Origin of the sequence: Agrobacterium vitis (assembly GCF_013426735.1) — a bacterium.
In the GTDB taxonomy this organism is placed as follows: domain Bacteria; phylum Pseudomonadota; class Alphaproteobacteria; order Rhizobiales; family Rhizobiaceae; genus Allorhizobium; species Allorhizobium vitis_D.
Genome location: NZ_AP023274.1, coordinates 92,411 through 104,126, shown reverse-complemented (window position 1 = coordinate 104,126; position 11,716 = coordinate 92,411). Strand labels below are relative to the sequence as shown.

The following is an 11,716-nucleotide window of genomic DNA, read 5'->3' as shown; positions in this document are numbered from 1 at the left end:
CAGTTTCGCCTTAAGTTTTGTACGATAGAGCAGTGGGCATGAACATTTCTTCGTCTACCTTCGCCTCCTATCGTTACAAACGTCACCGCTTTCCAGCCGAGATTATCGCTCACGCGGTTTAGCTGTACTTCCGGTTTCCATTGAGCCTGCGGCATGTCGAGGATTTGCTGGCCGAACGCGGTATTGACGTTTCGTTCCAGACAGTATCGGAATGGGCCGCCAAATTTGGCTCCGAGTTTGCTGCGTTGCTTCGCCGGCGCTCAAAGGGCGGCTTTGCCGATAAATGGCACCTCGATGAGATGGTGGTAACCATCAAAGGCCGGAAATACGGCTCTGTCGCAAAGATTCCGTTTGTGCTGGAAATAGGGGAGATAGTTTTCAGCGAGACTTTTGATGAGCGATTTCAAGTGGCGTCATTTTCAGGGCGAGGTGATCTTGTGGGCAGTTCGCTGGTATTGCCGCTATGGGGTGAGCTACCGCGATCTTGAACAGATGATGGCTGAAAGGGGCGTCGCCGTTGATCACATTCCACGATTTATCGCTGGGTCCAGAAATATGCCCCGGAAATCGAGAAGCGGCGGCGTTGGCACTGGCGGCGGCCCCCAATCAACGAGCTGGCGGGTTGACGAAACCTATGTGAAGGTTCGCGGCAAGTGGACCTATCTTTACCGGGCCGTCGATAAGTTCGGCAACACGATTGATTTCTATCTATCGCCGACCCGCAATGCCAAAGCGGCCAAGAGATTCCTGGGCAAGGCGCTGAACAGCCTGAAAGATTGGGAAAAGCCAACGGTCATCAACACCGACAAGGCACCAACCTATGGGATCGCGATCGCAGAACTGAAGGCCGATGGCAAATGCCCAAAAGAGTTGGTCCATCGGCAGGTCAAGTATCTGAACAACGTTGTCGAGGCCGATCATGGTAAGCTGAAACAGCTGATCAGACCTGTGAGAGGATTCAAGACGCTGAAAACGGCATATGCGACGATCAAGGGATTCGAGGTGATGCGGGCTTTACGCAAGGGGCAGGCTGCGATTTTCAACCTGACCGGCGATATCCGTGGTGAAGCTCGCATCGTTGAACGGACTTTTGGTATCGGACCGGGCGCTCTCACTGAAGCCGTGGCACTGCTCGCCCAGAATCTCGAAAGTCAGGCCGCTTGACGAAGTACATTAGTGAATTTCGTTGCTATTTGAAATCTTTGCAACATGTATAACCGCCCCATGCGCAAGAGGGTATTTTAGCCTGTTTTGACGCGTTGTCGGGTGCTGACATGTATCCGGCCTGTGATGCGGCGATCAACATGCCGCGGGCCCGTATGGTGTTTGCAGATCGGGTCCACATCAGAGCCGCGTGCTCAAAGGCACTCTGTTGCAAGCTGGTTGTCCCGATCCCGTCTCACGACCGTTGCGCCAAACGACTCCTTGCCCTCTTTTGCTCCGACGCCCTCGCGACCGAAGACGCTTACGCTGCTGCGGCCGGAGACTGGTAGACGCCGCCTCGAACCATCAAAGCCCAGACGATCCGCGCCATTTTGTTTGCCAGTGCGACCCGCACCAGCAGTGGCGGCTTGCGCGTCAGCATTGCGCCCAACCAAGTGCCGGGTCGCGCTTCGGCATGGACGCGCCGCTTTATGATGACACTATTGGCCCCGATGATCAGCAGGCGTCGTAGAGAGCGCTCGCCCATCTTCGTCGTTGACCCGAGCCGTTGCTTGCCGCCGGTGGAATGCTGCCGGGGTGTCAGGCCAAGCCAGGCTGCAAAGTCGCGTGCTTTACGGAAAGTCTGCGGCGGCGGAGCCAGGACTGCGATCGCCGTGGCAATCAGTGGGCCGATGCCCGGAACCGTCATCAGGCGCCGCGCCACTTCATTCTCCCTGGCTCTGTGTGCGATCTCGGCATCAAGTTTATCGGTGAACAGGAAGCAGAAATTCTGTCGGTCTGCTTGTCGGTGAAGCCATTCCAAGACCAGACGCACGAAGTGTGACGGTCTGTTGAGACTGTCGATCCTGCTTAGAGGAAAACAAGGGGTCGAAGGTTCACATCCCTTCAAGGTGATAGAGCTAGCATCCCATCTTGCTGCCTATCCTCTCGATCGTTATACTGTTTTTGAAAAACAGTATAACTTCGGAGTTGAGCTTATGAAGTCCATCGACCTCATGTATCAGACTATGCTCGCCGAGCTAGGTCAGCGCTCGCTAGACGCCGCTTGGACGGCCGATTTCCCTCCAGACGGTCGGTTCACCCCTGCCAACATTAAGGGGCGCAAATATTGGTACTTCGACATCCCAGATGGACACGGTGGCACGAAGCGTCGTTACGTAGGTCCTGCTGACGATCCGGATATCGCGCAACGCGTAGCTGATCATAAGCGGGACAAGAACGATTTACGCGCTCGCAGGCGCTTAGTAAATACCCTGACCCGTGAAGGCGGGATGATCGCCCCCGACGCTATGTCGGGCGATATCGTCGAAGCTCTTGCCGATGGTGGTCTCTTTCGACTCCGCGGTATTCTCATCGGTACGGTGGCCTTCCAATGTTATTCAGGATTGCTGGGCGTACGCCTTCCCATGGCTGCAATCCTGACCGGCGATGCCGACATCGCCCAGGACTATGCCATCAGTCGGGAGGTTGAAGACAGTCTGCCTCCGATCGTGGAGTTGCTGCAGGGCGTCGACGCCAGCTTCAGGCCAGTTCCTCATAGATCGGGATCCGCGGCCTCGTCGGCATTTCAGAATGCCGACGGCCACAGGGTCGAATTCCTGACGTCGAACCGCGGTTCGAACGACTTCACCGACCAGCCCGCGAAGATGCCTGCTCTTGGCGGCGCCAGCGCGGACCCACTACGCTTTCTCGACTTTCTTATTAGAGAGCCCGTCAGGACAATATTGCTCCACCGAAGCGGCATCCCAGTCGTCGTCCCCGATCCGTCTCGGTATGCGGTCCACAAGCTCATAGTCGCCAGCCGTCGGCACACTGACGGGCAGGGGTCGGCAAAGCGAGAGAAGGACGTTCGTCAAGCTGCGCTGCTCTTTGAGGCCCTGCAGCAAACACGGCGATCGGCTGACTTGGCACTCGTCTACAACGAAGCATGGGAGCGCGGGCCCGCGTGGCAAGAAGGTATTCGAACCGGGGCAGGGATGCTGCCGGCACCGGATGCCGAGCGGTTCAAAACGATCCTGAGCGAGGGCGCTAAGAAAAACCGCGAAGACATTGAGCTTCCGTTTGGCGAATAGGCGGTACACGCTTTGCAGGCAAAGCAGTTGATTTAATTCGAAGTAGCAAAGACAAATAGAGTGCCGAGAGTTCGATACCGTTCAAGACCACTGGTTAGGAAAAATTCTCTAAGACGGCCAGGAACGTGTGCCGATCGCCCTGTCCCTCGGTCAGCCGAACGCGCCCCTCGATGTCGGCCAAATGGTGATCCATCAACTGCTGCGCTTTTGGCAGGTCCTTGGCTTTCAGTGCGCCGACAATCTGGCGGTGGTGATCAGCCCCGCAGTCGTCTTTCCGCTCCTCCTCGTAGAGCGACATGACAAGCGAGAGGCGCGCGACGATCTTCGACAACACCTCCGTCAGGACGGCATTGCCACCGAGCTCTGCCAGAACGACATGGAACTTGCCTGACAGCACCGTCTTCGACTTCTCATCACCATGGTAATGGATGTGTTCTTCCTCGTCGGTCAGTTTTTCAAGTGCGTCCAACTGATCGGCGGTCGCGTGGTCCAGGACAAGTTCCAGGATGACGTGCTCGAGCTTGCGACGAGCCTCGAACAAGGCCTTGGCCTCTTCGATGCCAGGTTCGGCAACGAAGGTGCCGCGGTTCTTCTTGCGTTCCAGGAGATGGTCGCTTTCCAGAACGCCAAGAGCGCCACGCACGACCGTGCGACTCACGCCGAAGTGGTCGGCGATCGCGTCCTCAAGGATCTTGACGCCGGGCTTGAGCGCACCTTCACCGATCGCCGTGGCGAGCGTGATCCGGATGCGTTCAGTCACGTCGTCATGGGCGTTCTCGGTCGCATCGACCGGGCCGTTTGCCTTCGGTGCGGTCTTTGCGCCTTGACGTCGTGTCGTCTTCTTCATGTCTGTTTCCACCTCAGATCAAGCAACCTAATTATTTTCATGAGAATATTCCTGCGTATATGCGCTTGGCGCCAAAAGTCGAGATCTTCCCAATGTTTTGAGGAGCACCGGCGACATATGTAGCCGGTGTTGAACCTCTGCCTGTCAGGCGGCTCGCTGTTTCGTGGAAGGCGTCGAGAGCGGAATTCCATTCTCTCTGCAGACCCCTTCGACGTGGCGGGCGGAGGTTTTGATAAACTCTAACGCTTCACTGTAGCCGTAGGACTGCTGCGCATAGGTCGGGTATCCATACTGACTGGCTTCATAGGTCTCCCAGTCCGGGATCTCGCCGGTGGCAACACGCTTCTCGAACCCTTCCACCAGTGCCAGATAGGCCTCAAGTTCTTCCGCGGTCAGGTCGGGATGGCCGGCTCGCCAGATCGGGTCGTTGATCTCGATGCATTGGCGAGGATAGGCCTTGCGCGGTTTGTCCTCCACGGAGGCGGCGACTTCAAGGGAAAGGTTCAGTTCGGGATTGGCCTTGGCAAGGATGGGGATGATCGTGGCGAAATCGACGATGCCCCGGCCGACCGGCCGGGTCTGGAAATCGAGCCCCCCTGTGGCATGGCCGACATAGGCATCCTTGATATGGGTCTGGCGGACATAGGGCGCCACGCGCTTTGCGGCAAAGACCGGATGTTCTGCCCGTTGCAGGCCGTTGGCGGTGTCGAAGACCACCCCCATGCAATCCTCACCCACCTTTTCGATCAGCCGGAGGATTTCGAAGGAGGTGATCTCGTCATGGGTCTCCATGTTGAGATGGACGCCATTGGCGCGCGCCACGGGGGCGAGCTTCAACAGTACCTTTTCGATGGCCAGCAATTGTTCGTCCCAGGTGACGTCGGTACGGAAGCGGTCATTGGCCAGGCGTCCGCGATATTCCGATTTGAAATTTCCCGGCGATACCCAGAGCTCGCGGCAGCCGATGGCCGCACTCGCTTCGATCATGCGGGTGAAGCCAATGATAACGTCGCCATCGCCGATGGCCCGGAATTCCGGTGCCTCGGCACTGCAATAGGGATTGATCTTGCCAACACCGGCTTCGAGATAAAGTCCGAGTTTGTCTGCCTTGGCGCGGATCTCGGCCAATGCGCCCTTGTCCAGCGTCTCGCTCATGTCGAGGATCGTGCTGAAGAAGATACCGCCGAGGCCGAGTTCCTTGACGTGGTCCAGGCTTTTGAGTGGCCCGCGCTTCCTGGCTTCGGGCAGCTTCTGTCCGTCAATGCCTAGTCTCATGATCTGCTCCTTTGATGTTTCCTGATCGGATGCGCTGCAATGGCGATCCTGGTTGGTTGATGGATTGAACGGGAGATGTGTCAGGCGCGTTTGGGCGCGCCTTTGTGCGTACCGGCGGTCCTGCCTTTCGGGGCGAGGTGCTTTTCCAGAAAATGCTGTCCGATCGATGCGATTGACGTGATGAGGAGGTACCAGAGCGAGGCAACGCACAGCAGTTCGATGACGAGGAAGTTGCGCGCGTAGATCGCCTGCGCCTGGGTCAGCAGGTCCTGCATGCCGATGACGGACACAATGGCGCTCGCCTTCAGCATGCCGATCGCCTGGTTCCCGGTCGGCGGTACGATCAGCCGGATAGCCTGGGGCAGGACGACGGTGCGAAGGGCCTGGAGTGGGCGCAAGCCCAGTGACGAGGCCGCCTCGCGCTGGCCACGATCGACGGCGGTCAATCCGCCGCGAGTGATCTCGCTCATGTTCGCGGCTTCATGCAAGCCGAGCGCCAGGAAGCCGGCCAGCGCTGGGGTGACGAGTTCGTTGATCGAGATGGAATAGTGGCCGACGCCCACCATCGGAATGAACAGCGCGATGTTGAACCAGAAGAAGATCTGGACAATGAGCGGCACGCCGCGGAACCACCAGACGAAGGCGACGGCAAAAGCTTTAAAGACGATATTCTGGCTGGTCGCCATGATCGCAACGATGCAGCCAAAGGCGATCCCGGACACCATCGCGCCGGCCGTCAGTTGCAAGGTGAGGCCAACGCCGTCGAGGATGACCGGATCGACCATATACCGAGGTATCTCGCCCCACTGAACAGTCTGGTTTCGTCCAATCGTGATGACGAAGAGAACCAGCGCGAAGATCACGCTGGTGCCTGACGTGATCTGCCCCCACCGGATCGGCTTGCCGACCGGAGGTGCGATGGCCATGCTGACGGGTTGAGCAAACAATGACATGGCTCAGTTCACCGGCATGCTGGCGGCGTCGTTGAACTTGACGGTCGTCACGGCGAGTGGCCCGAGCCCCCATTTCTCCATGATCGCCTTGTAAGCGCCGCTGTCGACCATGTGCTGCAGCGAGGCGATGACCGTATCGCGAAGTTCCGGATTGTCTTTCGATGTCAGCATGCCGAGATAGCCGACAGCGAGGCGCACTTCCGGGATCGCTTGCAGGCCGACACCCTTGCCGGTCTGGTTCTCCGTTGTGTAGACACTCGTCGCATAACCGTTGACGGTTGCATCAGCGCGGCCTGTGCGAACGGCCTGCAGGACGTCAGGCATTTTGGGGATCGACATGATGTTCATCGGCGTAGCGCATTTTTCCGATGCGACTTCCACCAGGCGCGCCTGGAACGTGCCGACCGGCACGGCGACCTTCTTGCCGCAGAGGTCTTCCATGCTCTTGATGCCGAGCGGGTTGCCCTTGATGGTCATGATCGTCGTGGCGTCGAACATGTAGTCGATGACGTCGACCTGCTTTTCCAGCTCTACATCGTCGTTGATGCCGGAAATGGTCATGTCGAAACGCTTGGACAGGACGGCCGGCACGATGGCGGCGCCTGCGCCGACATTGGTCATCTGAACATCAATGCCGAGAATGACACCCAGTGCCGCGGCGATATCGGCATCGATCCCGATCAGCTTTCCGTCCTCTGCCTGGAAGCTGATTGGCGGCGTCAGGTCGGTTGCCACCTTCAGTATCTTCTTATCTTTGATGTCCGATGTCAGGCGGTCCGCAATTGTCTGATCGAACGCGACGCCGGGCAGTTTGGCGACGTCTGCATCCGGCACCATCTTTATGGCAGTACCTTCTGCGGCGTGTGCCGAAGTCGAGAGCAGTGCGAATGCGATGCCGGCCAGGCCGCCTTTGAGAGTTTCATTGAAGCTGCGCATGTGATCCCCTTGTCGCTTTTTGTCGAAGTGAATTTACGCAACATCGATGCAATCGGCGTGCCATCCTGGGCAGTGGTTTCTTAATATACTGTTTTCAAATGCTTATTTTTGGCGGATAACGCCCTTGCTATATCCGAACGAACATACGCATAAATATTCGAAAGTTGTCTGATTAAAAAACCACCTCCCGTCTCGGTCCGGGGCATGCATTGACGGTCACCTGACTAAGTTACTGCGTTTGCAGGTTGTTTTTGCCTTACCCATCCGCTTGGGATAATGGTCTGCAGCGGTTCCATCGGGAAAATCCCCAGAAACTCCCCAATCTATGCCTCAAGTATTGCCTAATGCGTGAGCTACGTCGATGAAAGTTGCACATTTTTTATTTTCGACAAAACTTTCGGTAAAATATTATATTATCTATTCTAAAATATTAAAAGCATAAATATATATTTAAAAACATTGTGTTGCCGATATAAATTGTGTGCATCTTGGAAACTGGCATGCAGATTGCAGCTCTCCTGCCATGACCGAAAGAGAAGCCATCATCGTCGACCGACCAAATCTCCGCCTGGTGCCGCCACGCGCCGAGCGCTTTGACGGCACGGCGAAACCAAAGGGGATATTCATGGCAGAGGCCTCGAAGGCAGGGGAGGGCAAGCAGCTCAGCGTCCAAGGTCTGACCCACAGCTATGGTGGGCAGAACGCGATCAGCGACATCACGTTTGAGGTCGAGGCTGGCGAGATCGTCGCGCTTCTCGGACCAAGCGGCTGCGGCAAGTCCACCGTCCTGCGGGCCATCGCCGGGCTGATCCAACCAAAGAGCGGGGCCATCCAACTCGGTGGCCAGGATCTCGCCAACGTGTCCGCGAGGTCCCGCGGCATCGGCATGGTGTTCCAGAACTACGCCCTGTTTCCGCATCTGACCGTGGCCGAGAACATCGCTTATCCGCTGGCCTGCCAGCACGTGCCGCGGGCTGAGCGCAGGCAACGGGTTGAGGAAATGCTTTCGCTCGTACAGTTGAAGAACTATGGCAACCGCCTGCCGCGTGAACTGTCCGGCGGCCAGCAGCAGCGCGTCGCCGTTGCCCGCGCCATTGCCGGACGCCCCTCGCTTCTGCTGCTCGACGAACCGTTCGGGGCGCTCGACCGGGCGCTTCGTTTCGATTTGCAGGTCGAGCTTCTGCATTTACAAAAGACGCTCGGGATCACGACGCTGATCGTGACGCATGACCAGGAAGAAGCCCAGAGCCTCGCCGGTCGGCTCGTGCTGATGAACAAGGGCAATGTCGAGCAGATCGACACGCCCATGGCCGTTTATGACCGCCCGAAGTCACTGTTCGTCAACACCTTCATTGGCCAGGCCAATGTGCTGCATGGGACGGTGGAGCGCCTGGATGCAAAGGCAACCAGCATTGCGCTGGTGAACGGCAAGGACATTGTTCTGCCGCGTCGGCTGAACTTTACGATCGGTTCCAAGGTGACAATGACCTTCCGTCCCGAAGATGTCCGCCTGTCTGCCAGCCCGAGTGACTTTGCTTTGCCGGCCAGGGTGACCGTATCCGTGCCACTTGGGCCGACGCTGGTCCACGATCTTCTTCTTGACGATGGGACAGGCCTTCGCGCGTCGCAGGTCCGCAGCCCTTCCACCTTCATTCCCGAGCCGGGAGCCCGACTCTTTGCCGAGATCGACACCGCCAGGTGTCACGCCTTTCCGAGCGAACCGGAAGCATCCAGTCAATGAACAACAACAGAGGTGAACAGATGCAAAACTTCAACATCACAAGACGTCATTTCGGACTGCTCGCCGCCGGTGCGGCTGCGGCCGCCACGCTGCCCTTTGCTGTACGCGCCGCTGGTGGCACGGCTGTTGCCGCGACCTTCCCCGGAAACTGGGAGGACGGCTACCGCTCCGTGCTGACACCGCTCGTCAAGGAAGCCGGTTTCGACCTGACGGTCGCTCCCGCCTTGGCGCAGGACCAGCTTGCGAAGGTGATGGCAAGCCCCGGCAACCCGCCTTACGATACCCTGCTGATGTCGCCCGGTCAGATGGCCGTCGCCATCGAGAACGACCTCATTCAGAAGATCGATCCGTCCAAGCTCAAGAACTGGAGCATGCTCGATCCGGCATTCCAGGGCGAGTACGGCCCGACCGTGACGGTCGAAGTCAACGGTATCGCTTATAACCCGGATCTGGTGCCGGCTCCGAAGGGCTATCGCGACCTGTTCGAAAACCCGGCTTATAAGGGCCTGGTATCCTGGACCGGTTTCGCCTCCAACACCGGCGTGATGGCCTATACCGAAATCGCCAGGATTTTTGGGAACGGTCCGACGGATATGGACGCCGTATTCAAACTGTTCAAGGACAATCCCGAGCAGATCAAGGGCGTCGTCGCCAGCACAAACCACCAGATGACCTTGTTCCAGCAGGGCGAAATCGCTGTGTTCATGTGCTCGACCGGCAATGTTGCGCGCCTCAAGTCCATGGGCCTCAAAGCCGAGTTCGTGCAACCGGAAACCGGCTCTCCGGCAGCTCCCGTCAATATCCATCTGACCAAGGGCGCCAAGAACATTGATGCAGCCTATGCCTATCTGGACGCCGCCATCTCAAAGGCCGCTCAGGACAAGCTGAAACTGCCACCGACCGAGATGTTCCCAACCAATAAGGAGGTCGCTCTTACACCGGGCATAGAGGCCTATGTGAAGCGTGAACAGCTGGCAACGCTGGTCTATCCGGACTGGGCGGCGATCAACAAGAACCGTGCGGAATGGATCCGCCAGTTCGATGCTCTCGTCGCCGGTTGAGGGTTCACAATGAAAGCGAGCGGTTTCCCATACGTTGTCCCGATGCTTCTGCTGTCGGTGGCGTTCTTTGCGACGCCGCTCGCCGTTCTCGTCGGATTCAGCTTCATCGGCCCCGACGGACTGTCTCTCCACAATTACGCACGGTTTTTTGGCGACGCATTTAACTACCGTGTTCTGGTCAACACCGCCACGCTCGGTCTCCAGACCATTGCCAGCACGACCCTGCTCGGTGTTCCGATCGCGCTTTTCTATTGGCACAGTGGCAAGACCGCGCGACAGGTCATCATCTTTCTGACACTTATTCCGATGCTGACCAGCAATGTGGTTCGGACCTTTGCCTGGATCGTCATTCTTGGACGACAGGGACCGATTAGCGAGGCATTTGTCGCGCTTGGGCTCGCGGACCGCCCGTTCACGCTGCTGTCCACCGAACTCGGTCTCGTCATGGCCATGTGTCAGATCGACCTACCTTTGATCATCTTGCCTTTGATTGCCATTCTCTCGCGCACGCCGTTGCAGTTCACCGAGGCGGCGCAGGTTTCAGGCGCGGGGCCATGGCGTATCTTCATGACGGTTCTCCTGCCAGTGATGCTACCCGGTCTGCTGGCGGGCTGGATCCTTGTATTTGCCAGTACCAGTGCGTCCTTCGTTACCCAGGCGGTCATCGGTGGTGCGCGAAACGTCTATGTGCCGCAGCTGATCTACCGCGAGGTCGGCACGTTGTTCGATTGGCCGATGGCCTCTGCCATCGCCGTTGTCCTCCTTCTGTCGACCGGCATCCTTCTTGTCGCTATGAGCATGATTTCACGTCACAGGAGGCTTGTCGGCCATGCATAATCATCGCGAAAATCCGATCCCGACCCTTCTCTATAAGACATTTGTTTTCGGCTTCGGCAGTCTCAGCCTGATCTATCTGGTGGCGCCCATTGTCATTGCGATCACCATGTCCTTCACCTCGGGCCAGACGCTCAAATATCCGCCAGAGGGTTTTTCTCTGCGCTGGTATGAGGCGCTGATCGATCCCGTCCGCTCAGGAACCGAACATATTGCCGCCGGCAATTCACTGAAGATCGCAGGCCTCGCGGTGCTCGGATCGCTGCTGTTTGCCGTGCCTGCCACTATCGGCATGGCGCGGATGCGACGCAGCACGGTCAATTCGCTGGAGCCGTTTCTATTGGCCCCGCTTGTCCTGCCAAGCCTTGTGTATGGCCTGGCAGCGCTGATCGTGGCGAATTTCGTCGGCTTCCAGCCTTCGCTCTGGCTCACCGTCGTCGGCCATGTCGTCGTCTTCGGGCCACTGATGTACCGTGCCGCTTCCGTTGTCGCGCAAGGCATCAATCCGTCGCTGGCTGAAGCTTCTACCGTGATGGGTGCAACCTGGTACACGACGCTCCTGCGTGTGATCCTGCCGCTGCTGACATCAGGTATTCTGGCTGGCGCCTTCCTCGTCTTCATCCAGTCCCTCGACAACGTCTCCGTCTCGCTCTTTCTCGCCGACGCGCAAACGACCGTGCTGCCGCTTCGCATGTTTGCATTGATCGAGGAGTCGCTCGATGTCCGGGTCGCGGCGATGTCCGGCATTCTGATCGGGCTGACCCTGGTGGTGATGCTGGTCGCAAGGCGGGTGCTGGCGCCCTCCCGGCAAGCCTGACCCTTAGAAAGAATAC

Annotated in this window: 10 protein-coding genes and 2 pseudogenes; 7 read left to right on the top strand and 5 right to left on the bottom strand. The window is 58.0% G+C overall.

What is annotated here, in order from left to right:
• Window positions 1–38: 38 nt before the first annotated feature.
• Together H1Y61_RS22765 and H1Y61_RS22760 are read left to right on the top strand one after the other, a co-directional pair.
• Window positions 39–329, top strand: a pseudogene (locus tag H1Y61_RS22765) (IS6 family transposase); the annotation flags it as partial.
• A 64-nt stretch (window positions 330–393) separates the two neighbouring features.
• Window positions 394–1,164, top strand: coding sequence for an IS6 family transposase (locus tag H1Y61_RS22760; protein ID WP_235680989.1), 771 nt, complete (start codon window positions 394–396; stop codon window positions 1,162–1,164).
• 301 nt (window positions 1,165–1,465) lie between these two features.
• On the opposite strand, the pseudogene H1Y61_RS22755 reads toward H1Y61_RS22760, so the two are convergent.
• A pseudogene (locus tag H1Y61_RS22755) lies at window positions 1,466–1,909 on the bottom strand (transposase); the annotation flags it as partial.
• 232 nt (window positions 1,910–2,141) lie between these two features.
• Here H1Y61_RS22755 and H1Y61_RS22750 point away from each other — a divergent pair.
• A complete protein-coding gene (locus H1Y61_RS22750) occupies window positions 2,142–3,236 on the top strand; it encodes a nucleotidyltransferase family protein (protein ID WP_180575426.1) in 1,095 nt (364 codons plus the stop codon).
• A 94-nt stretch (window positions 3,237–3,330) separates the two neighbouring features.
• Here H1Y61_RS22750 and H1Y61_RS22745 read toward each other — a convergent pair whose 3' ends face one another.
• The 4 genes from H1Y61_RS22745 to H1Y61_RS22730 form a co-directional block, all read right to left on the bottom strand.
• Window positions 3,331–4,083, bottom strand: a complete 753-nt coding sequence (locus H1Y61_RS22745; protein WP_174113716.1) for a GntR family transcriptional regulator — start codon at window positions 4,081–4,083, stop codon at window positions 3,331–3,333.
• 144 nt (window positions 4,084–4,227) lie between these two features.
• Window positions 4,228–5,358: a sugar phosphate isomerase/epimerase family protein gene (locus tag H1Y61_RS22740; protein ID WP_174113715.1), complete on the bottom strand. Its 1,131-nt coding sequence runs from the start codon at window positions 5,356–5,358 to the stop codon at window positions 4,228–4,230.
• 80 nt (window positions 5,359–5,438) lie between these two features.
• Entirely contained in the window at window positions 5,439–6,311 is an 873-nt protein-coding gene (locus H1Y61_RS22735) for an amino acid ABC transporter permease (RefSeq protein WP_180575425.1), read from the bottom strand.
• 3 nt (window positions 6,312–6,314) lie between these two features.
• The gene (locus tag H1Y61_RS22730; RefSeq protein ID WP_180575424.1) at window positions 6,315–7,247 is read right to left on the bottom strand and encodes an ABC transporter substrate-binding protein; all 933 of its coding nucleotides are present in this window, start codon (window positions 7,245–7,247) and stop codon (window positions 6,315–6,317) included.
• Between the two features lie 625 nt (window positions 7,248–7,872).
• On the opposite strand from H1Y61_RS22730, the gene H1Y61_RS22725 reads away from it, so the two are divergent.
• From H1Y61_RS22725 to H1Y61_RS22710, 4 genes are read left to right on the top strand one after another with little or no spacing between them, the layout of a single operon-like run.
• A complete protein-coding gene (locus tag H1Y61_RS22725; RefSeq protein WP_409364011.1) occupies window positions 7,873–8,988 on the top strand; it encodes an ABC transporter ATP-binding protein in 1,116 nt (371 codons plus the stop codon).
• Window positions 8,989–9,008: 20 nt separating this feature from the next.
• Window positions 9,009–10,049: an extracellular solute-binding protein gene (locus tag H1Y61_RS22720; RefSeq protein ID WP_180575498.1), complete on the top strand. Its 1,041-nt coding sequence runs from the start codon at window positions 9,009–9,011 to the stop codon at window positions 10,047–10,049.
• A 9-nt stretch (window positions 10,050–10,058) separates the two neighbouring features.
• A complete protein-coding gene (locus tag H1Y61_RS22715) occupies window positions 10,059–10,886 on the top strand; it encodes an ABC transporter permease (protein WP_180575422.1) in 828 nt (275 codons plus the stop codon).
• On the top strand, window positions 10,879–11,700 hold the full coding sequence (locus H1Y61_RS22710) for an ABC transporter permease (RefSeq protein WP_180575421.1): 822 nt from the start codon (window positions 10,879–10,881) through the stop codon (window positions 11,698–11,700). The genes H1Y61_RS22715 and H1Y61_RS22710 overlap by 8 nt, the downstream gene beginning before the upstream one ends.
• Window positions 11,701–11,716: the final 16 nt, after the last annotated feature.